Origin of the sequence: Pseudomonas sp. HPB0071 (assembly GCF_000478505.2) — a bacterium.
In the GTDB taxonomy this organism is placed as follows: Bacteria; Pseudomonadota; Gammaproteobacteria; order Pseudomonadales; family Pseudomonadaceae; genus Chryseomonas; species Chryseomonas luteola.
In genome coordinates this window covers 1-20243 of record NZ_KI517372.1, presented here as the reverse complement: position 1 = coordinate 20243, position 20243 = coordinate 1, and the positions used below count along the sequence as shown (strand labels likewise).

Annotated in this window: 20 protein-coding genes; 12 read left to right on the top strand and 8 right to left on the bottom strand. The window is 53.9% G+C overall.

The features are described from left to right. The first annotated feature begins 83 nt into the window (after positions 1-83). From HMPREF1487_RS26005 to HMPREF1487_RS26575, 4 genes are all read left to right on the top strand, one after another. Complete coding sequence (locus HMPREF1487_RS26005; protein ID WP_010799779.1) at positions 84-1844, top strand: terminase ATPase subunit family protein; 1761 nt, start codon at positions 84-86, stop codon at positions 1842-1844. Continuing rightward, a complete protein-coding gene (locus tag HMPREF1487_RS26000) occupies positions 1844-2872 on the top strand; it encodes a phage portal protein (RefSeq protein WP_010799778.1) in 1029 nt (342 codons plus the stop codon). The genes HMPREF1487_RS26005 and HMPREF1487_RS26000 overlap by 1 nt, the downstream gene beginning before the upstream one ends. A 30-nt stretch (positions 2873-2902) precedes the next feature. Further along, positions 2903-3697 carry a DNA adenine methylase gene (locus HMPREF1487_RS25995; protein ID WP_010799777.1) on the top strand — a complete coding sequence of 265 codons (795 nt, stop codon included), beginning with the start codon at positions 2903-2905 and terminating at the stop codon, positions 3695-3697. Positions 3698-4351: 654 nt separating this feature from the next. Next, entirely contained in the window at positions 4352-5236 is an 885-nt protein-coding gene (locus tag HMPREF1487_RS26575; RefSeq protein WP_010799775.1) for a Kiwa anti-phage protein KwaB-like domain-containing protein, read from the top strand. A 190-nt stretch (positions 5237-5426) separates the two neighbouring features. Here HMPREF1487_RS26575 and HMPREF1487_RS25980 read toward each other — a convergent pair whose 3' ends face one another. From HMPREF1487_RS25980 to HMPREF1487_RS28640, 3 genes are all read right to left on the bottom strand, one after another. Beyond that, positions 5427-6377, bottom strand: coding sequence for a BsuBI/PstI family type II restriction endonuclease (locus tag HMPREF1487_RS25980; RefSeq protein WP_010799774.1), 951 nt, complete (start codon positions 6375-6377; stop codon positions 5427-5429). Further along, positions 6374-7843, bottom strand: coding sequence for an Eco57I restriction-modification methylase domain-containing protein (locus HMPREF1487_RS25975; protein WP_010799773.1), 1470 nt, complete (start codon positions 7841-7843; stop codon positions 6374-6376). Before HMPREF1487_RS25975 ends, HMPREF1487_RS25980 begins: the two co-directional genes overlap by 4 nt. 253 nt (positions 7844-8096) lie before the next feature. Beyond that, positions 8097-8498 carry a HigA family addiction module antitoxin gene (locus tag HMPREF1487_RS28640; RefSeq protein WP_010799772.1) on the bottom strand — a complete coding sequence of 134 codons (402 nt, stop codon included), beginning with the start codon at positions 8496-8498 and terminating at the stop codon, positions 8097-8099. A 266-nt stretch (positions 8499-8764) separates the two neighbouring features. Between HMPREF1487_RS28640 and HMPREF1487_RS25965 the strand changes: the two genes are divergently transcribed. Both HMPREF1487_RS25965 and HMPREF1487_RS25960 read left to right on the top strand, forming a co-directional pair. Beyond that, the gene (locus HMPREF1487_RS25965) at positions 8765-9415 is read left to right on the top strand and encodes a recombinase family protein (protein ID WP_010799771.1); all 651 of its coding nucleotides are present in this window, start codon (positions 8765-8767) and stop codon (positions 9413-9415) included. 56 nt (positions 9416-9471) lie between these two features. After that, positions 9472-9762, top strand: coding sequence for a hypothetical protein (locus HMPREF1487_RS25960; RefSeq protein ID WP_010799770.1), 291 nt, complete (start codon positions 9472-9474; stop codon positions 9760-9762). A 398-nt stretch (positions 9763-10160) separates the two neighbouring features. On the opposite strand, the gene HMPREF1487_RS27640 is transcribed toward HMPREF1487_RS25960, so the two are convergent. The 5 genes from HMPREF1487_RS27640 to HMPREF1487_RS25925 form a co-directional block, all read right to left on the bottom strand. After that, positions 10161-10331, bottom strand: coding sequence for a hypothetical protein (locus HMPREF1487_RS27640; protein WP_010799768.1), 171 nt, complete (start codon positions 10329-10331; stop codon positions 10161-10163). 585 nt (positions 10332-10916) lie between these two features. Further along, positions 10917-11561, bottom strand: a complete 645-nt coding sequence (locus HMPREF1487_RS25945) for a ParA family protein (RefSeq protein ID WP_010799765.1) — start codon at positions 11559-11561, stop codon at positions 10917-10919. A gap of 565 nt (positions 11562-12126) precedes the next feature. After that, positions 12127-12942, bottom strand: coding sequence for a hypothetical protein (locus tag HMPREF1487_RS25935; protein ID WP_154982436.1), 816 nt, complete (start codon positions 12940-12942; stop codon positions 12127-12129). A 1387-nt stretch (positions 12943-14329) separates the two neighbouring features. Further along, a complete protein-coding gene (locus HMPREF1487_RS25930) occupies positions 14330-17359 on the bottom strand; it encodes a Tn3 family transposase (RefSeq protein ID WP_010799689.1) in 3030 nt (1009 codons plus the stop codon). Then, complete coding sequence (locus HMPREF1487_RS25925) at positions 17343-17945, bottom strand: recombinase family protein (protein WP_010465829.1); 603 nt, start codon at positions 17943-17945, stop codon at positions 17343-17345. The genes HMPREF1487_RS25930 and HMPREF1487_RS25925 overlap by 17 nt, the downstream gene beginning before the upstream one ends. 191 nt (positions 17946-18136) lie before the next feature. On the opposite strand from HMPREF1487_RS25925, the gene HMPREF1487_RS25920 reads away from it, so the two are divergent. From HMPREF1487_RS25920 to HMPREF1487_RS27155, 6 genes are all read left to right on the top strand, one after another. Then, positions 18137-18514 (top strand): type II toxin-antitoxin system RelE/ParE family toxin, encoded by a 378-nt coding sequence (locus HMPREF1487_RS25920; RefSeq protein WP_003151133.1) that lies wholly within the window; start codon positions 18137-18139, stop codon positions 18512-18514. After that, on the top strand, positions 18495-18830 hold the full coding sequence (locus tag HMPREF1487_RS25915) for a helix-turn-helix domain-containing protein (RefSeq protein WP_001172026.1): 336 nt from the start codon (positions 18495-18497) through the stop codon (positions 18828-18830). The genes HMPREF1487_RS25920 and HMPREF1487_RS25915 overlap by 20 nt, the downstream gene beginning before the upstream one ends. A gap of 14 nt (positions 18831-18844) precedes the next feature. Next, positions 18845-19180 carry a hypothetical protein gene (locus HMPREF1487_RS25910; protein ID WP_000741275.1) on the top strand — a complete coding sequence of 112 codons (336 nt, stop codon included), beginning with the start codon at positions 18845-18847 and terminating at the stop codon, positions 19178-19180. 23 nt (positions 19181-19203) lie between these two features. Further along, entirely contained in the window at positions 19204-19530 is a 327-nt protein-coding gene (locus HMPREF1487_RS25905; protein WP_000091614.1) for a hypothetical protein, read from the top strand. Further along, a complete protein-coding gene (locus HMPREF1487_RS25900; protein WP_001054412.1) occupies positions 19527-19907 on the top strand; it encodes a hypothetical protein in 381 nt (126 codons plus the stop codon). The genes HMPREF1487_RS25905 and HMPREF1487_RS25900 overlap by 4 nt, the downstream gene beginning before the upstream one ends. Before the next feature lie 117 nt (positions 19908-20024). Next, a partial coding sequence (locus tag HMPREF1487_RS27155; protein WP_010799763.1) for a DUF3391 domain-containing protein occupies positions 20025-20243 on the top strand: 219 nt, incomplete at its 3' end.

Below are 20243 nucleotides of genomic sequence, written 5' to 3'. Positions count from 1 at the left end.
ATCGGCCGTTTACAAGATGCGGTGCTAAGCAGATGAGGATCGAGGCGGCAGACTGACGGCCATCAAACACAGCCAGTCCTGTCATGAACGAAGCCACCCTTACCCTGCCGATGGATACACGCCGCCAAGCCAAGTTTCTCTACTGGATGGGGTGGCGGATCTCCGAAATTACTGAGGCCACCGGCGAGAAAGAAAAGACCCTGCACAGCTGGAAGACCCGCGACGAATGGGACCGGGCCGATAACGTCGAGCGCATTGGCGGAGCGCTTGAGGCACGCCTGGTGCAGCTGATCCTGAAGGAAGCCAAGACCGGCGGCGACTTCAAGGAGATTGATCTCCTGCACCGGCAGCTGGAGCGTCAGGCACGCATTCAGCGCTTCAAGGACGGCGGTACCGAGACCGAGTTGAACCCGAATCTTGCCAAGCGTAACGAGGGACCCAAGAAGAAACCCTCCCGCAACGAGTTCAGCGAAGAGGACATCGAAAAGCTGACCGAGGCCTTCCTGGATGGCTGCTTTGACTACCAGAAGGACTGGTATCGGGCCGGCAACCAGCGGACCCGCGCGATTCTCAAAAGCCGGCAGATCGGGGCCACCTATTACTTTGCCCGCGAAGCCCTGATCGATGCGCTCACCACCGGCCGCAACCAGATCTTTTTGTCCGCCTCGAAAAACCAGGCGCACATCTTCAAGGCCTATATCCAGTCGTTTGCCCGCGAGGTGTGCGGTACCGAACTGAGCGGCGACCCGATCATCCTGTCCAATGGGGCCGAGCTGCATTTCCTGGGCACCAATGCCCGCACCGCCCAGGGCTATCACGGCAACTTCTACTTTGACGAATTCTTCTGGACGTTCAAGTTCAACGAGCTGAACAAGGTCGCCTCCGGCATGGCGATGCAGAAGCAGTACCGCCGTACCTACTTTTCAACGCCTAGCTCCATGGCCCATGAGGCCTATAACTTCTGGACCGGCGAGCGCTTCAACAAGGGCAAACCGACCGCACAGCACATCAAGATCGACGTGTCCCACAGCGCCCTGCAGCAGGGCCGGCTGTGCGAGGACCGCCTGTGGCGTCAGATCGTCACGATCCTGGATGCAGAGGAACGTGGCTGCAACCTGTTCGACCTGGACGAGCTGCGCCTGGAGTACGCGGCCGAGGCTTTCCAGAACCTGCTCATGTGCGAGTTCGTGGATGACGGCGCGTCGATCTTCCCGCTGGCCATGCTGCAGCCGTGCATGGTGGACAGCTGGGTTGAATGGGCCGAGGACTACAAGCCGTTTGCCATGCGGCCGCTGGGGGATCGTCCAGTCTGGGTAGGTTATGACCCGGCGGAAACCGGCGACACCGCAGGCCTGGTCGTGGTGGCTCCGCCGCTCGTGCCCGGCGGCAAGTTCCGGATCCTGGAACGTCACCAGTTCAAGGGTATGGACTTTGCCGCCCAGGCTGAATTTATTCGCAAGGTCACACAGCGCTATTGGGTGACCTATATCGGTATCGATACCACCGGCATGGGCTCAGGCGTTGCGCAGCTGGTAAAGCAGTTCTTCCCCGCCGTAACCACCTTTAGCTATTCGCCCGAGGTCAAGACGCGCCTGATCCTCAAAGCCTATGACGTGATCAAGAACGGCCGCCTCGAATTCGATGCTGGCTGGACCGACATGGCCGCTGCGCTCATGGCCATTCGCAAGACTGTGACCGCAAGCGGCCGGCAATTCACTTACACCGCTGGGCGCAATGAAGAGACCGGCCATGCGGATCTCGCCTGGGCCTTATTTCACGCCTTACACAATGAGCCGCTCGAAGGGCAGACCGCTGCCAATACCGGCTTTATGGAGATTCATTGATGAGCACGACCACTCAAACGCCGCCACCAGAAACGGTGCTGGCGACTGGCTCTTCCTCAGCCGGTATCGAAGCCTTTACCTTTGGCGATGCCGTCCCGGTACTCGACAGCCGCGAGGTGCTCGATTATTTGGAGTGCTGGTTTAACGGCCGTTACTACGACCCGCCGCTTTCATTCGATGGCTTGGCTAAATCCGTTCGGGCCAGCGTTTACCTGCAGTCGGGCCTTAACTTCAAACGCAACATGCTGGCCCGCACCTTTATCCCGCATAAGCTCCTGAGCCGCGCAGCCTTCGAGCAGCTGGTCCTGGACTGGCTGACCTTTGGCAATGCTTACCTTGAGCGCCGCCGCTCGATGCTGGGCAGTACGCTTACCCTCTCCCCTGCCCTGGCTAAATACATGCGCCGTGGCAAGGACGATCAGTTCTACATGGTCCAGGCCTGGAGGGAGGAACATGCCTTTGAGCTAGGCTCGATTTACCACCTGCGCGAGGTAGACATTAACCAGGAGATCTACGGCCTGCCCGAGTGGATCGCTGCGCTGCAGTCGGCGCTCTTGAACGAGTCAGCCACTCTCTTCCGCCGCAAGTATTACAACAACGGCAGCCACGCCGGCTTCATTCTCTACATGACCGACCCGGCCCAGAACGAGGGCGATGTGGACGCCATGCGGCAGGCCCTCAAGTCAGCCAAGGGGCCGGGCAACTTCCGCAACCTGTTCATGTACTCGCCCAACGGCAAAAAGGACGGCATCCAGCTGATCCCCATCAGCGAGGTGGCGGCCAAGGATGACTTCGGCTCGATCAAGAACATCAGCCGCGACGACATGCTCGCTGGCCTACGGATTCCGCCGCAGCTCATGGGCATCGTGCCGCAAAACGCCGGGGGCTTTGGCTCAATCCGGGACGCGGCGCTGATCTACGCAGCCAACGAACTCGAACCCGTCCAGGCGCGCCTGGCCCAGCTCAACGAGTGGATCGGTGATGAGGTAATCCGCTTTAAACCCTACGAACTTGCCTTACCGCAATAAACCAAATCAACACACGAAAAGGACTTCACGATGACTTCCCCAATCATTCCCTGGATGGGTGGCAAGCGCCGCCTGGCTGACCGTATCTTCCCGCTGTTTCCGCAGCACTCCTGCTATGTCGAGCCCTTTGCCGGCGGCGCGGCCCTCTTCTTCCTGCGGCAAGTACCGGCCGAAGTCGAGGTGCTGAACGATGTCAACGGCGACCTGGTGAACCTGTACCGGGTTGTGCAGCATCACCTGGAAGAGTTTGTCCGGCAATTCAAATGGGCGCTGTCCAGCCGACAGGTGTTCAAGTGGCTGCAGCTCACCGATCCGCAAACCCTGACCGACATCCAGCGCGCGGCCCGCTTCTATTACCTGCAGCAGTCGGCGTTTGGTGCCAAGGTTGAAGGTCAGACCTATGGTACTGCCACCACGACGCCGCCCGGCCTGAATCTCCTGCGCATCGAGGAGAACCTGTCCGCTGCACACCTGCGCTTGTCCCAGACATACATCGAGCACCTGTCCTGGCAGGACTGCATCAAGAAATACGACCGGGAACATACGTTCTTTTATATGGACCCGCCGTATTGGGAAACGGAAGGCTATGGTGTGCCGTTCGGCTTTGAGCAGTTTGAGGAAATGGCCCGCGTGCTAGGCCAACTTAAAGGCAAGGCCATCATCAGCCTGAACGATCACCCAGCGATCCGCGAGGTATTCAGCGCTTACCACATCGAGAAGACCGGCCTTAAATATACGGTCGGCGGAGGCGGTAAAAGCGCGAGCGCTTCTGAAGTGTTGATCTTCAGCTGGAACCCAGAGGATGAGCCCCCGGGCTTGTTTTAATAACATATTTTAACAAACGGAGCTCCTGTGCTATTACTTAAACATTAATCATAGAGGCTCCGTCATCCATCCGTCTGGAAGACAAGTAATTACATTAAATAAAAACTAAAATTAGTTATGTGAATTTTTTTGGTAACCAAATTGAAAAACTGGCTTAAAACAGTACTTTTCGTATCATCATTTTCGCCTATACTGCTAGTCCTGATATGCGTCAGATATTATTCAACCGGCGAAACCGACACATTAACATGGCAGCTATTAACAATATCACTCATCGGCATAGCGCTCCCTTTCCTTATTTTAGAGTAGCTTAAAAGGGAATCAGAAAGCCTAAATTTTAAGGCTAAAAAAGTAGAGTCTGCTGACTATTTCCTTATCGTCTTCATAGTAAGTTATGCGACTCCAATCATGATGAAAATGATGGAGGTAGATCTGTTGTACACCTTCATAATAGCTGGAATCATATTTATTACGGCATGGGTTATTTCAAATATTCCCTCTCACCCAATTCTATATTTATTTAAATATAGATTTTACAAAGTAGAATCTGATGACGGCATGGTCTATATACTGATATCCAATAGAAAAATATTGTCCCCTAAAAGTATAACCTCTGTAAAAAAAATTTCCGATGGAATGCTAATGGAGTAAAAAATGTTAACCCTATTTGCTCTAACATCCGATCCAGCCAAAAGAATCGTCCGCTTTTCTTTGTCACAGCCAGTTCAAACCGAATTCACAGAATATCTAAAGCATCAAGAATCTATATTTGATGACATAGAACAAGAAATAGAGTTTGATGGGAAATACAAACCAGACCATGGCGAAATGCTTTATATAGAAAACTTTGATGACATTGATGATCTCATACCAGCCATTGAGAATCCTTTGTCTATCGAGGAAGTAGAGCCTACAGAAGATTTTTTCAAAGAAATTAAAGCGCTATTTACAGGTTATAGAACAACAACAGGCAGTGTCAAAGTTTTACTACAAAATTTTGACAGGAGAAAAATAATCTCAACAAATGGCATGTCCATCTTTCATTCATCTAATGTTTATAGGAAAGTTGATGGAATTGGATTAACCATAGATCATAAGCTAACTGCTACATTGGAAAACAAACGGTTAAAATTTTTCAGCTTTCATGCTGCACGCCATATATTTGACTTAAGCGAACATTATAAATTAGCAACAGATGAAGATGTCACTGATTTTGTAGCATCAAACGTAATACAATCAGTAAACACTAATGTAATTCTCGAAATAGCTGACTCATGGGTCAGAAGAAAAATATCATTAATTCAGCAAAGCGGGATTCTTCAAGCTGTCCCTTTAAATGAGATAAAGGCAGCAGCCATAGAGTTTAACATTCCTTTCCAAACGGAGATGGAAGGCATTACAGAAGTTATAGTAATTCCAGAAAATAAGGCTGATCTGAAAAGGCTCCTTAGATTTCTAGACGAAGACTATTACAAGTCTCCGCTTTCCAAAACAAACTTTATAAGTAACTCTAAAAGAGTTGCTGACCAATCCACCTGAAATATCACCACCCAAAATCCAAAATATTCATTATAGCCCAAATGATTTATTGGATCTTCATGAATATTTTTGGATTTATACTGCTTAGGTTAAATTTTCAGCCCTATCCGGATTTTTTAGTTTTTCACGAATACCGCCACTAAACCACAAAGAAAGCTTTGCAGTTTAGCCTTTTAAATTTAATAATTAGTTACTCTGTATAAGGGCCGAGGAAGCGAACTCCGTTAAAATGGATTAGGTGAGAAGGCGCATCTGCCACCCATACCTCGGTTTCCCAAGCAATCTCACTAAGATAGCGCCCCATAATAGCCCGGTTAGGAAAGGCTGTAACATAGACTAGTCCAGCCGTTGAGCTGGCAAAAAGTTTAGCAAGCTCAGCGTGCCTCTTTCCATCCACTGGTCCATGGCTAGTAACTGACTCCACCAATAGCAGCCAATTCTTTTCTGTAAAATGTAAAACCACGTCAGGCATCTTGCCGTGTGTATCTACATCAACTCCTAGCCCGGCCAGTAAAGGAGCATCGAAGTAACCCCACTTATCACCTGTATCACCGGTATAAACCAATACACTACCCGGTGCGAAGCGAGGAGCAAAGTCTTCGATAATAGCCCGTATAAGTTCACTATGTTCGCCAGGACTGAGGGTGATTTTCTGTCCAGGTGCGATCTCAACCGGAATGCGGTTTTGCTCACGCTCTTTGGCATAACGGACAATCAATGTTTGTCGGTCAGCTAAATAAGCGGCGAGGCTGTCATGCCATGCAGGAGAGTTAAAAGTACGTAATAGAGCCAGTGCAGCAGGTTCAATCTGATAAACCGCTTTTGGGCTATTTACTGGGCGATCAGGCTTATCTGGGTTATAGAGAACGATGCCGGCGTCGCAGAATTGATGCATAGAAAAGCGGCGGAAGGTTTCGCGGCTATTGGGTGCGTACTCCTTACCATAATGCTGCTGTGCCCATTCCATTATTGGCGTAATGCCTATAAGTGGGTTCTCCGCATCGCTCCATGCCTTATCAGGTGTAAGATTCAAAAGAGCTAATAAACATAGAGCAGTACGTTCATTTTGCTGTGCACGAGGTAAGCCCAGGGAAACAATAATTTGTTGCGCGGCCTCGATATAGTCATTTTTATTATTCATGCAGTTAGAGTTCCTAACTTATCGTCGATCAACTCTTGCGTAAGCATTTCCTGCTGCATAGCCCACTTGCCCAGTTCTATCAAAGTGTCACGACTCGGGTATCTCATTAGTTTGAGATCAGTTGCATTAACCTGTGTATGGCCGTTGAAGCGCCGGAAATGCTCATCCACTGCCGTCGTGTTCAGAAATACGGTCAGCCCATGAGCCAGAGCTTCAGGCAAGCCCTGTTTGTTCATATGAAATAGATTCATATGATTTTCAAATCCAAGTACCGGATGATCACCAAAGGCAGCAGGATCAATTACACTTGCTACTACACGACGCTTTTCCTCCTTTGAAGAGAAGCGGCGCACTACGCAATAATACCCATTTGGATAAAGCCACTTTTCAGTTTCTTCATTGCGCATGATAGCGTTCGGCTTTTTTAAGCCTGGGACAGGCCAGACGGTACCGGTTTTTTTTAAGTGCCCAGGATAAATCAAGGGTACCGAGTCTGGTTCGGGCATATCACGTAGATGCGCTTTCAGACGGAAATCGACTACAGGCCCAGTTGACACCTTTACGCCGATTTCAGCCAAGGAATACCGCACGGCTGGCGATAGTTCGATGATACTTTTCTCGGTTGTCGTTGGCACATGGATAAATCGCTCTGGATCATCCGGAAACACTATTCGATCGAATGGATGTTCATTAGAGGTTAGATCGGAAAAGCTGTCATCCGTAGAAGTAGAAACTGTGACTGGCCCTTGCTTGCCGCAGCGTTCCAAACGAATGATGATATTTTCCTGCAAAACCTCATCATCCTTAAAAGCTTTGTTTCGTGAATCGAACAAGTGCATATGGCGGATCGCTGTATGCTCAAGGATAAAGTCACGAAATAGCCGGTAATATGGTCCGTTACAAAAACTGCGTGGAATAATGGCTACGATCTGCGCTCCCGGTGATGATTGGCCTACAGCCAACGCCACAAAAGCAGAATATAAGTTCACCGTTTCGATACCGACGCTACGTAGGGCTAGCCGGTGGGCAGATTGACTATTGATCTTCTTATAAGGTGGATTAAGTATCGCATGGGTATAGCCTTGATCACCTAGACCCTCTGTAGTCGCCAGTTCAATGTAATCGCCAGCAATGACGCGGGGCGTTACATTACGGTATCCGCCCAAATGCAGCGTAAGGTGCCCACGTAGATTTTCGTCAATTTCGTAAGCTGTAGCCTCAACCGTCTTAAAGTCAAAGCCTCCAGCCATCCAGCGGTCTAGAAAGGCGCAGGACAGAGCACCTACCCCAGCACCCGCATCTAGTAGACGACAGGTTTGCAGAGTGCAGGGAGGAAACAAGGACGCCATAAAGCGGGCCACGCTCGAAGGCGTCATGAATTGGCCGAATTCAGCTTTATGTTTCTGCGCGGTACGGGATGCTACCTCACGGCGCACGCTGTCTGCAGTGTCTAGTTGTTGGGTCAACTTAAATCCTTATTGACGCGATGTGATAACACAGGCGCCTTGTAAAACATGGTTCTGGATAGGCCATAAAAACAGCTATCTTGGCTACTTACATGTGTAGGACATTCCATACACCCCGTGACATTTTAACCTGGGTTTTCTAGCCCTAAGTCCCTTACAAATTCCTACTGTTACTGGCCAGCAGTATCGCGCTACAGCGCTTGATCGGTTCGCTACCCTTTTGCTTCAACAAAGCCTCCAAACGGAGGTTTTTCTATGAACTGTCTTTGGATAAATGCGTTTTTGCACGGCCTACCCATTTTGAGTTGATATCCTCAAGGTCGGTTAGTTGACCGGCCTCGGCCTCGGCCAATCCCTCTCGAATTGATCCTGAATGCCATGAGTCGGCATTCTCTGCCAGCTCGGCCACGCGTAAATCGTACGCGCTCTGAAGGTTCATCCAGAACTTAGCTGTAGTACCTAAAGCATTACTGAGTAGCAGAGCCAGGTCAGGTGTTATCTCCTGACGCTCAAACAGGATGTCGTTCAGTGTGGTTTCTGGGATAGAGGCAGCCTGAGCAAAGCTTGCGGTTAGCGTACCTGACGGACTTAAAAACTCTTCTCGCAGAATCTCTCCTGGATGAATTGGGCGCATCCCATTTTTGTGCATAGCCATAAACACCCATTCAGAACCAAAAGCAGAACTACGGCACTGACCATCAAAAGACCAGCAATTTGAATTTAGATAGCCAGAGCCGGCAGCGCTTACAAATTACCATACCTGCAAAGACCTGATCTTGAACGATTTGCATATGTCATTAGGGTATACCCCAGCGACTACACCCAAAACAGGCCTTTCAGGTGTTGCGATAAATAGGTAAAAGGACTTATACGACTACACCTATAATTCGCTACACCTAACGACTACACCCGAGGCCTTAAATGTTCATCCGCGCCTACCTTCGAGCCAGCACTGACGACCAGGACGCTAATCGCGCTCGAAAGACGCTCCAATCCTTTGCAGCAGATCAAGGTGTCCGCATCGCTGCCTTCTATATAGAGAATGCCTCGGGCACGACAGTGGACCGATCCGAGCTGCTGCGCCTACTTGCTGACGCTTCACCTGGTGATGTACTCCTGGTCGAATCAGTCGACCGTCTGACCCGCCTCCCCAGACCGGCCTGGGAGCAGTTGCGTAACCAGATCGCAGCGGCAGGCCTCCAGGTCGTCGCGCTCGACCTGCCCATCACACATGCCGTACTCAAACCTACGGGCGAGGATGGAATTCAGGAATGGATGCTTAGAGCAATCAGCCAGATGTTTCTAGAGTTCATGGCTGCGTTTGCGCGTAAGGACTACGACCTGCGGCGCGAGCGGCAAATACAAGGTATCGAGAAAGCCAAGAGCACCGGCCTATACCGGGGAAGGCAAACTGACCAGGAGCAACGGCGTAGGATTCAGGAGTGTTTGGCTAAGGGTTTCTCCGTCCGTAAAACGGCGGATCTGCTCGGCTGCTCGACCAGTACAGTGTCCCGGTTCAAACGGGAGGCTGCCGCGCTAATGCAGTCGGATGACCAGCTTTCTATACTGTAAGGACTTCAAGTCCTTTAGAAAGCATAATGTTGTGCAGTCATGTATGAGGGTAGGTAATGACAGGGATACAACAACAGGACGATCAGGCTAATGAATGGATTAAGGGAGTTCCTTCTGAAGACATTCAACGCGCTTGGTTGACGCTTCGTGAAGATAACGGCGGAGAGACTCGCTGGGTGGTCTTAGCCAAGCGTATTCGAGGGAGATGGGTTGAATATGACTATGATCAACGTAACAAAGCGGAATATCTTGCCTTTGAGATAGAGGACGAAATCTATTCCTGGCAGCGCCTCGAAACGCCTAGTGCAGCTGTACACATGCCGGAGCCTGATCTGCGCCTCGAATAAATATACCTAATGACTATGAAGCCTCCTATCAGGCTTCATAGTCATTCAAAGTTAGTTACCACTCCTCATGGGTGGCGATCCCCTCCCCTACTGGAATCCACTCCGCCTCCGGCATCCCCGGAGCACAAATCGCTACGCTAACCTTCTGGTTAGCACTTGGGTCTGATGGAAGTATCGCGGCATGTCGGAAAGGCGTGTAGTTCGGCGGGCGCATGTAAGAGTTAGCCGCACGGTGAAATTCCCAAATCCCATGCTTTCCCGCACTGCCTACAGATCGTTCAAGGTTTAAGGTTACGCCGCTTTCTAGTCGAATGATGAGCATTGCTTCGTACCTTTATTGCCGCTTTCCTAGATAGGAAAGAGCGGAGCATATTGGATTTAGCTAAATAGCGAATTCGCTATTTAGCTAAATCAGAGTCATCTTTATCCGAGGCAAGCAGGGCATCAATCTGGGCTGCTAGATCCTGAGCCGCTGTGTTTTTCTCATGGCTCGCATAATACGCCACATATACCTGGGCTCGTTTTAAAAGCGCTCTCAGCTGCCTACTACAGTCTTTTTCTTTTCCCATTTGCCCCCCTTCGCCAGTTGATTCAAAAGCAACACGCGAAACCGAGGGCGCAGCTTAGCCATGTATATGGCAAGGTGCCAGTACGGCAATTTTCTGGCATCAGAGAGGGAAGTATTGAGCACTGCTGTATACTGCATATGTGACATATAAAAATCTCTCGCAGGATGTTTGTGTGTTACAGATCAGCGGGGAGGTCAGAGCCCCCGCTGATCACATCGCTAATTCGCTAAATCGCTATTTAGCGAGAATTTCCAAAGAAAAAGGTCAGAGCTTTTTCTCCGTTTTGAATCAGCTGTTCACTTTCTTATCTAGTTCAAGCAAGTACTCCAGGTATGCCCTACCCGACTTCATGCGGTGGCGTAACCGCCTCTCTTGAAACTCAAGACGAAAGTCTTCAGGGACCTTGAAGTTCAAATCGACTAAATCCTTAGCTCCGACCTTTTGGGTATTCTCTGAACCCACAACTGTAGCACCTGCCGGTGGTGGGGTCCCTTTACTAATGCCAGGCTTTTTGGTTGGTCCAGCCATTACATATCTCCGGTAATATAGCTATTTAGCGAATTCGCTAAATAGCGTTTTAGCTAGTTATTCAGTAATAGATTCGAGTTTGAGAATTGCGGCTTGTATGACTTCGTCCGCAGCATCTCTAGGTCCCTTGAATCGAGCCTCTATGATTGATAGGCCGCTGTCCTGTGCTTGGCGCAATGCTGGCTTTTCAGGGATCGTACCGGCCAGACATTCAAAGCGGGTATATCCCAAATACTCACGTGCTGCTTGTTGCTCAGCTGGGGACCCAGTTGTTCGAGACAATGCAAAAACAATTCGCTTGGGATCTACACCATCTTTATCAGCCAATGTATTAGCTAGCACTGTCGTAGGCTCAAGATCATCAATGGCCAAGCCGGTAGGAAGGACGACGAGATCAGCAGCTTTTGCGATTTCTGCCGTTGTACGGGTAGCCTGCGGACCACCATCAAAAATCACTACGTCATAGCTGTCTACAAGCTTTAAAGCTTGTGCAGGACTACCAAAGGTCTGGACATCAATGACAGGTTTAATATCAGCCTTTAATCGACGCTGATGCCAAACACGTGAAGTCGTTTGATGAATATCCATATCAGCAATCAAAGTAGTCCATTCAGCACCGGCATAGGCTGCGCCTAATGCACGTGAAAATGTTGATTTGCCTACACCACCTTTCTGAGACACGACGGCAATTTTTAAGGCCATCACTACCCTCCCTTTGTGAGTCGCTATTTAGCGAATTAGCTAATTCGCTAAGAACGGTGCAAGCATAGCTTCTTTAAAACTGAATGCAAGAAATTTAGCGATTTCGCTAAAGAGCTAATTCGCTAAATCAAGTTTGCCAGCGTTTATGCAGGCTTCAAGCTGCTCTATCTTGATTACCGGCGCGCTTTGCGCGCCTATGCCGTAAGGCGGCACCGTGAAGTGGCGAAAAGCCAAAGGCTTACAGCCTCTGGAGCGGTGCGAGTTCAGGAGGACAGAAATGGTTGGCTTAGCTGAGGGGACCCCCTCGCGCTTTAGCGCGACGATGGGGAGCATTCTTAATGGAGCATGGCTCCATTGCTGTTCTGTTTCTTTAACGGACTGATTAATGAATGACACCTAACGTCAATCATTCCGACACTTAATTGAAATTGGATAACAGGGATTGGTCCTGCCTTGCTGCAACCAGAGTACGGTGCATCGATAACACATGCTCAAGGGCAGCTATTCAAAGGGAAAGGCTCGGTGAAAAGGCCTTTAGTCACGGACAGAGAGGGTAGGGGACAACTCAGGCTGCGCCGTATCGCTCGGCGAGTATCCGGTCGGCTTCTTTGTTTACTGCAGTAGCAGGCCAGTCGGGGTGCTGCAGCTGCAGCGCAATGGCTAGCTCGGTCCTGGCCTTCGACCAGATCTGCGGATCTATCCTGGTTCGACCTAGTCGACTGGATAACTTGTTGGCTGCTCGATCACTCCGGCCACCGAGCACCAGGTGCGTTCGTGCCCATTGAGTCAGTGTACCGCCGGCCTTGCTTGCCTTCTTGGCCAGGCGCTTGGTTGCACGCTCTCGCTCATGCTTGAGCCATTCGGTCAGGCCAAACGCGGTAAACAAATGCTGCGACACGGCTTTGACTGCAGCCAGTCCTTTCCAGGAGCCATCAGCCTGCAGCTGCCTGGGTTGGGCAATGGTCACGATGTTAGCGCGCTTCAGATCGGCAAGGGCGCGTTCCATCCGGCGCTGGCTCATGCCAGTAAAGCTGCAGAGGTATTCAACCGTAAGAGACATAAAGCCGGTCGATGTTGGGACACCACATCGAAGGGAGGAGAGGTCCAGGAACTCAATGATAACGGAAAGGGCAAGCAGACAAGCCTCGCGCCGCTCACTGCGCTGCTGTCGAGTGCTTTGATTGGCTGCGTTCAAGGAGGGGAGGCAGGCAGGATTACTGAAATAGTAACGAGTCCGCTCCTGCAGGGCGCGCAAGATCTTAGGCCGCTGCTTGTCGGTGCTGCTCCTTAAATCGAGGCGTGGTGCTGCAGGATCGTGGCCGCAGAAGTTGCCGCCGTTGTTGACCCGTGTCACATACGCCCTACCACATAATCGCGTCATTTACAGCCCAAGGGGGCGCAACTGAGCGATGAGTGGACTTTTTTTGGCTTGCACGAAAGTGCACTGATTGCCATACTAAGCCTCAGTCATACGTTGTGTTGGACAGGTCGTTCCGCCAAGATTGAGCCTGTTCCGAATTGTTCAAAAAAGCCCGGTTACCAGCCGGGCTTTTTTGTGTCTGCAATATTTCTCTACGCGCTACGCTTTTCTCCCCTCGATTGGCCAGCTGTTACAGGCCGCTCCAGGTGCAATGAATTCTCTTTGCCGGGCGCATCTTCAGCCTCAGCCGTTTGGTCCAGACAAAAGACCGCCGCTTATGATGCACGGCGGAGCGACCCGGCGCAACGATGCCGCCACTCGACCAGTCGCCATCTTCGCTGGCTTCCCTTGCTTTCCAGCCCCGCTACCGACCAACGGTAAGACCTAGGCCAGCCTCACGCGGCCCGATCACGGCAAAAGCCCGCGCGGCCGCACTGGTGCAATTTTGAGAAATTTTCCATGCTCCAGCACCCGGCGCGCGCAATCGTCCCCCCACGACGCCTGCGGGCTAAATAGGTCGCTTTTTCTGCACCCCTGCATAGGCCTCTATACGGCCCACGGCGGGGGCTGCGCGGCGTTTTTAGCCTTGGGAAAACCCTGCAAAACCCTGCAGAGGTCCCCCTCACCACGGCCCCCCTGCGCGCCCACATGGCCTGTTCCCGCTTTTGCCTGCGTTGAGCGCTGCGCTCTTCTGTCAGCGCGCTCCGTTTGGAGCAAGCGAAGGGCTTTCAGCCACCTCCGTCACTGATTACCCCGGCTCGCTTGCGAGACGAAGCCAAAGGCGCGCCGTGAAGCTGCTAAACGACGCTTGCGGCGTGCAGCAGCTGGAAGGGCGCTAAGACCTTCAGGCAACTCTGCTACTCCAGGAAGCACCTGGGGACCCCGCGCGCCTGTAGGCGCGAAGTCGGGGAACATAAATACATAGAAGCCTGGCCTTACACCGTGCCTGGGTTATGCACAGGGCTTAAAGGCTCTGTTCTTTAAGCGAAGCTGGTACCACTGCATACTTTTTTTTGCATTTAACTTAAAACAGCACAGAGCCGAACTGATCGATGCGCCTTGATTACGATCTGGCACACGAAAGCAGCAACTGTTTAGAGCGAATCTGGGGCGTTTTGAGAGGTTTTGGGACAGCGGGAGGGTAACGACAGGGGTACAGGCGAGCAGAGGCCCCGCTGGAAAGCGGTGCGCTTGAGAGGAGGGCTATCGTCGAAGGAGGGCGTCTACCGCCTGGGTAAGGGCGCTGCCTGTCAGGCTGGGGTTTTGCTGATGCAGTTGAACAGCCAGCTCGGCTCTTCTGCGGTTAAATTCAACCTGGGGTTGTACGCCGGAATCCCAGAAATTTCCGTCAGCCCAGCTCCAGTCCCGCCACGAGCGCATCCAGGTCGATGAACTTGCCGTCAGTCTGGAAGGTGTAATGCCCGTTCAGCAGGATGTGCCGCCAGGCCGCTGGCGACATCTGCGTGATCAACGCCAGCGCCTTGGCATTGCCAGCTGCCTCGTACTTCGTCAGCAGCAGGGACAGGATCGCCGAGTTGTAGAAGATGATCGCGTTGCCGATCAGCCTGGCGCACTGGTTGCTGATCTCGATTTCGATGTCGGTGCGGCCGGTCAATTCCTTCTTCCCACCGACTTGGGCGATGGTCGAGCGTAGCTGGTGATAGGACTCAATGCGGTTCTGCGAGCGGTGAACATTACGCTCCAGTTGCGGGTCGCGCAGGTAGCGCAGTGTGTAGATACTGCGGATGAGCTTGTCGAACTCGAAGATTGCGCGCCGCGTCGGGTTCGGCGCCGTATAGGTGCACAGCTTGCGGATCAGCGTGCCCTGCGTCATTTCCTTCAGGCCCAGTGTGGCGACGATTCGGTCGATGTTCGCCTTCTCACCGACGATGAGTTGCCGGTCGATCTGGCCAGCCGGCCGGATCAGGCATTTCTCGTACAATGCCAGATCATCGGCGCAATACAGCTCCTGCAACTGGTCGTCGAGGTCGGTGAAGCGCGGCTCGAAACGAAGTCCGAACCAGTGCAGGATGGCGAAGTTGGCCTTGTTGATGCTGTGCATGTCGCCGGTGATCGCGCTCGGCACGATGTCCGACGTGTTGCGGTACCAGATGTCGAACACGTGGTGAGCCTCGTACTCGTGTGCGCCTATCAGGTAGCCGTTCAACGGCACGTGATTGCACAGCAGCGTGTAGGCGACGACGCCCTTGCCGCGGCCGAAATATTTGCGCGAGTAGCGCGCCTTCACAGTTGGTCGCTCGACGCCGAATTTCTGCCCATCAACGGCACCGTACAACGAATCGAGGTCGAACGAGTAATGCGGGAAGATCGGCAGTGCGGCGATGGCGTTGCTGATGCAATCGTTGGCCACATGTAGCGTCGCCTGGCGCAGGTACTGCTGGTAGGTACTCTCCAGGACGTGGTACGGGATGTCGCTGGTACGTGCCATAACCTGGTTGCCGTGGTTCATGGCTTGGGCAATGATCACCGCCATCAGACTGTCGGCGTCGGCTACCTTCTTCGCATAGCGTGGCTGCAATGGTGTCAGCGCCGACAGGAACTGGCACTGGCCGTTGACGAAGCGAAACACGTCGGCGACATCGCAGTATGGCAGTTGCTCGTAGAGAGCTTGCTCGCGCGCCTTCTGGTTCTCCCCCTTGGGCTTGCGCCAGGTCAGTCTCTGCGTGTCCTTGTCGTATTCCAGGTGCGTCAGCTTGCCCTGTTTCAGCTCGCGATTGAACGCCACCCATTGCGCACGCAACTCGGCCGCCAGTGCATCGAGCTGGGCACTGACCGGCTGCCGCAGGAAGGGGATGTCCATCTGCGCGAGCACGGCGGCTTTCTCGTCCATCGAAACCAACTCGTCGGACAAATGCCGGTGCTGCAAGCTGTCGTCAATGTAGAGCTCGCCCGCCTGGAAGCGTTTCCTGACCTGACGGTAAAGCCAGAATTCGTAACGATCGGCATGCAGGCCTGTCGGCGTGCCTTCGGCATCGAACATCAGCAGGTACGGACGCAAGCGTTTCGGCAGCGTTGCCGCCGGACATTCGTCGAGTGGCCGTTGTGATAGGCGCTGCTGCTTGGCGAACACGCTCTTGGCCCAAGTCAGCGCCGCGAGCCATGGGTTATCGGGGGCCGTGCCGGCGAAGTCGAGCGCGACGTACAGCGGCCGTAGATGGCGTCGAATGCGTTCGGCCAGGCCGTCCACCGCCTGCCAGTGCAGCGCCAGTTTGTTCAGTGGCTTGACGCTCATGCGCTGCGCCGTGTTTTGCAGCAATTCCCTGGACATGATTTTGTAGGCGCGTTGGCGCACCTCGCCGAACGGCGTCGGATCGGCCACGCTGTCGTCCACGTACAGCGACAGCAGGCGGCCAACCTGCGGCGTTTCCTGATGGCGTCGCAGCTGTTCGGCGACAAAGGACTGTTTCGCACCCGTGCGGCTCTCGTCCTCAAGTTTTTTCATGTGGAAGGCCATCGCGTCGACCAGGTTGTCGGTGAGCTGCCGGTAACGTACCCAGGCATAGCACAGCAGGTAGAGCCGGGTCTGCTCCGCCTTCAGGTGGCGCAGGTCATGGACGGTATAGAAGTTCGCCAGGCTCGCGTAGTACAGCAGGTTCTGCTGCGAGATGCCGAGCTTGGGCAGCAGCGCCTTGGCGATCCCGTGCAAGGACTTCAGCGTGGCGCGCTTCTCGCGCTCCCCTGCCATCTGACGCCAGCCGAAATCTTTAGCGTCCTGCTTGAGCGCTGCCAGTTGAGACAGGGTGTCGTCACGCACCAGGAGCTGGCCCAGCGCAGCTTTGGCCGATTCGTCCAACACTTCTGCCAGCAAGCCGCCCAAGCGCCTGCGTTCGGTGGACAGGGCTTCACTGACCAGCTCTTGTAAGGTGGTGTGGCCGGGCCGGATGATTTTGTGCTCGCTGAGCCAAACGATCAGTTCGGCGGCCACGAATCCTGGCATTACGTCGCGCCGCACGATCTGTTCAGCCTGCTGTGCCAGTTGCGGCAGGAAGCTAGCCGCCCACGACCGGTAGCCGAACAGTTCGGCGATCTGACCCCTCTGGCTGTAGTGCTCATGCTTGGTGATCGCCTTGCGTTCGAACGCTTCGCCGTGGAAATAGCGACTCAGCACGAAGGCGCAATCGTCCTCGACCTCATGCCAATCGAAGCGGAAGAAAGCATGCTTGGCCTTGAAGTAGCCGATCTGCAAGACGCAATAGACTTGGGCCTGCAGGCTAGGCCGGCTGCTGGCGAACGCCAGTTCAGATTCGGTCAACGCCAGGTATTCCAGCCGCTGAGCATCGTCGAAGTCCGGTAGGCCGTACAAGGCTTCCTGCTCTGCGTCAGAAAAGACGGTGAGTAGCTTATTCTTGTTGCTCATCGACCGTCCTTCCCGCACCACGCCAACCTGCTCGCGTCAATGTTTCGATCAACGTAGTGCGCTTGACATTGAAGTTGCGGCACACCGCCGCCTTAGACATACCGCCATCGAGCGCGGCGACGATGGCGTCCAGCTTCTCACCAGTGATCGCCTGCGGCCGGCCGCCGATCCGGCCGCGTTTGCGTGCGGCGGCCAAGCCCGCGACGACGCGCTCCTGAATCAAGGCGCGCTCGTACTGCGCGAGCGCACCGAACACCTGGAACAGGAATTCGCCCGAGGGCGTCGTAGTGTCCAGGTTCTCTGTCAGCGAGCGGAACGCCACCCGCTTGTCCTTGAGCGAAGTCACAATGGCGAGCAGGTGCGACAGCGAGCGACCGAGCCGGTCGAGTTTCCACACCACCAGCACATCGCCGGCTCGAACGAACTCAAGCGCCCGCGCCAAGCCGGCACGGTCATCCTTCGCGCCAGAGGCACGATCCTCAAACAGGTGACGCGGATCGACGCCGGCGGCGAGCAGCGCGTCGCGCTGCAAGTCCGTGCTCTGGCGGTCGGAGTCCGACGACACGCGCATGTAGCCAACCAACATAGGCGGATAACCATCAAAAACAGGTTTCCGCATAATAGTGAATAGCGATAGAGTTTTCCGTACATTTTTGAGGGGGTGTTGCACAGGTAGCACAGCGGCGGCTGACAGCCTGTCGCAAAACAAATGTTTTACGACACCTCCTTGAGGTTGCCGCGTTTACATCATTACCTGAACAGGTATAAAATTCCGTCATGACAAACAAAGAAAAACCGCTCGAATGGATCGCGAGCAGCCACAAGGATTTGATGGCGTTGCCGTCCGACGTGCGTCGCCGTTTCGGTTACGCGCTCTCGTTGGCGCAGATAGGCGATCAGGATGACGCAGCAAAGGTGCTCAAGGGGTTCGGTGGTGCCGGCGTGCTGGAGGTCGTCGAAGACGATGCCGGCGGCACCTATCGAGCGGTATACACGGTCAAGTTTGCGGAAGCGGTGTTCGTCCTGCACTGCTTCCAGAAGAAGAGCAAGAGCGGAATCGCCACGCCAAAGGCCGACATGGACATCATCCGCGCTCGGCTGAAGGTGGCCGAGGTATTGGCACAGGAGCTACGAAATGCAAAAACGAATCATTGAAGGCGTCGAGGTTCAGCGCAGCTCGGGCAACGTCTTTGCCGACCTTGGACTGCCTGACGCTGAAAAGCTCAAGATCAAGACCGGCCTGGTGGTCGAGATCAGGAGGGCCATGCGCGCCCTTGGGCTGACTCAACAAGCGGCGGCCAAACGCATGGGCATCCCGCAACCGAAGGTGTCGGGCATGATGCGCGGCGACTTCACCAATCTATCCGAACGCAAGCTGATGGATTGTCTGAATCGCCTCGGCTACGACATCGAAATCAAGGTACGGCCAGCAGCCGAGCCGATCGGGCATCTAACGCTCGCAACCGCTTAATCGGAGCTCTCCTGATGGCAGCCCGCATCACCGACGACGAATGGGACGAACTGACTCCCGAGAATTTCGATACCACGGCACTGCTGCGTGCAGTCGATGCCGTGGACGTGCTGCGCGGCGATTTGAATGACAGCGCAGACGGCGCACCTCCGCAACTGCGCACCGACCTGTTGAAGCTGCATCAACTGGCAATGGCCGCGTTCAACGAGGGATCACGCAGCCGAGTGGCTGAGCTATTTGATCTCGCCGTGGATCTTCAGGATCAGGTTGATCATCTGATGACCTCGCTGGAACAAGTGCAAGAAACCCTGTCCCGGTTGACGGCGCTCTACCCAGAAAGCCTGTCCTGAATGTTCTTGGAGACAACCACATCATGAGCCGCAGCCGCCGCAAAACGCCCATCGTTGGGCACACGACCTGCCGTAGCGAGCGCGAGGACAAGAAACTCTGGCATCAGCGCTGGCGAACCCACGAGCGCACCGCGCTGGCCAGCGCGTCGCCGGAAGCTCTATGCGCCCATCTGCCTCTACTGGAAAACCAGGTCAGCAACGTCTGGTCGATGGGTAAGGATGGCCGCTCCTACTGGCCCATCAAGCGCCAGGCCGCCACGGCGGATCGCATTGCCAACCACAAGGGACGCAATCCGCAAGAGCGCGCCTCCCTGAAAAAGCGTCTGCTGCGCAAGTGGATGAGCAAATGAACCTGTCCACCATCGAGGCGCTGGCTATCGCTTGGGCGCGAATCGCTGAAGAAGCAGAACTCCCAGCCGGCTACGAGGGCACGGCGACGCCAGAGGCGCATCGGGCCTGCGAGGTGATCCAGGAGCGGATTCGAGAGCACGTCGTCGCCACCAATGACATGCGGCTGTTCGGCCTGCTGCACCTGCTTGGGCAGGCGTCGCTGCGCATGGAGCAAGCGCTGTGGCCGGAAGAATATGCGCGGATGACCCGCGAGGTCGAGGAAGCTCTCCGAGAGGCCGACGACCCCAACGCCAAGTCGTACACCCACGAAGAAGTCATGCAGGCGATGCAGGAACGCATCGACCGAGCGCGAGACAAAGCCATGTTGATCGGCTGACGGAAATTTCGGCGGTTCCGGCTGATCCAAGAATCTTGGCGTGACCTTACCTCCGCTCTACCGCTGGGTGCCAGCCTCGGCGCACGCCTAACCACCCAACTCAGAAAGGAAAATAAGTTGGTAAAACGCATTCCCGTATCCGAGCTTCGTCTCGGCATGTACATCCACAAGCTCGCCGGCTCTTGGGTTCGACACCCATTCTGGCGCGGCAGCTTCCTGCTGACCGAGCCTCAGGATCTCTCTGCCATTCGAGAATGTGGCGTCGGGGAGGTCTGGGTCGACTTGGCCAAAAGCCAAGTCGACCCAGAGAGCCCAGAGAGCCCAGAGAGCCCAGAG

What these genes read in the sequence shown, in the direction of transcription:
- HMPREF1487_RS26005 (WP_010799779.1), top strand. Translation starts at nt 84, where the DNA reads ATGAACGAAGCCACCCTTACCCTGCCGATGGATACACGCCGCCAAGCC.
- HMPREF1487_RS26000 (WP_010799778.1), top strand. Translation starts at nt 1,844, where the DNA reads ATGAGCACGACCACTCAAACGCCGCCACCAGAAACGGTGCTGGCGACT.
- HMPREF1487_RS25995 (WP_010799777.1), top strand. Translation starts at nt 2,903, where the DNA reads ATGACTTCCCCAATCATTCCCTGGATGGGTGGCAAGCGCCGCCTGGCT.
- HMPREF1487_RS26575 (WP_010799775.1), top strand. Translation starts at nt 4,352, where the DNA reads ATGTTAACCCTATTTGCTCTAACATCCGATCCAGCCAAAAGAATCGTC.
- HMPREF1487_RS25980 (WP_010799774.1), bottom strand. Translation starts at nt 6,377, where the DNA reads ATGAATAATAAAAATGACTATATCGAGGCCGCGCAACAAATTATTGTT.
- HMPREF1487_RS28640 (WP_010799772.1), bottom strand. Translation starts at nt 8,498, where the DNA reads ATGGCTATGCACAAAAATGGGATGCGCCCAATTCATCCAGGAGAGATT.
- HMPREF1487_RS25965 (WP_010799771.1), top strand. Translation starts at nt 8,765, where the DNA reads ATGTTCATCCGCGCCTACCTTCGAGCCAGCACTGACGACCAGGACGCT.
- HMPREF1487_RS25960 (WP_010799770.1), top strand. Translation starts at nt 9,472, where the DNA reads ATGACAGGGATACAACAACAGGACGATCAGGCTAATGAATGGATTAAG.
- HMPREF1487_RS27640 (WP_010799768.1), bottom strand. Translation starts at nt 10,331, where the DNA reads ATGGGAAAAGAAAAAGACTGTAGTAGGCAGCTGAGAGCGCTTTTAAAA.
- HMPREF1487_RS25945 (WP_010799765.1), bottom strand. Translation starts at nt 11,561, where the DNA reads ATGGCCTTAAAAATTGCCGTCGTGTCTCAGAAAGGTGGTGTAGGCAAA.
- HMPREF1487_RS25935 (WP_154982436.1), bottom strand. Translation starts at nt 12,942, where the DNA reads ATGACGCGATTATGTGGTAGGGCGTATGTGACACGGGTCAACAACGGC.
- HMPREF1487_RS25930 (WP_010799689.1), bottom strand. Translation starts at nt 17,359, where the DNA reads ATGAGCAACAAGAATAAGCTACTCACCGTCTTTTCTGACGCAGAGCAG.
- HMPREF1487_RS25925 (WP_010465829.1), bottom strand. Translation starts at nt 17,945, where the DNA reads ATGTTGGTTGGCTACATGCGCGTGTCGTCGGACTCCGACCGCCAGAGC.
- HMPREF1487_RS25920 (WP_003151133.1), top strand. Translation starts at nt 18,137, where the DNA reads ATGACAAACAAAGAAAAACCGCTCGAATGGATCGCGAGCAGCCACAAG.
- HMPREF1487_RS25915 (WP_001172026.1), top strand. Translation starts at nt 18,495, where the DNA reads ATGCAAAAACGAATCATTGAAGGCGTCGAGGTTCAGCGCAGCTCGGGC.
- HMPREF1487_RS25910 (WP_000741275.1), top strand. Translation starts at nt 18,845, where the DNA reads ATGGCAGCCCGCATCACCGACGACGAATGGGACGAACTGACTCCCGAG.
- HMPREF1487_RS25905 (WP_000091614.1), top strand. Translation starts at nt 19,204, where the DNA reads ATGAGCCGCAGCCGCCGCAAAACGCCCATCGTTGGGCACACGACCTGC.
- HMPREF1487_RS25900 (WP_001054412.1), top strand. Translation starts at nt 19,527, where the DNA reads ATGAACCTGTCCACCATCGAGGCGCTGGCTATCGCTTGGGCGCGAATC.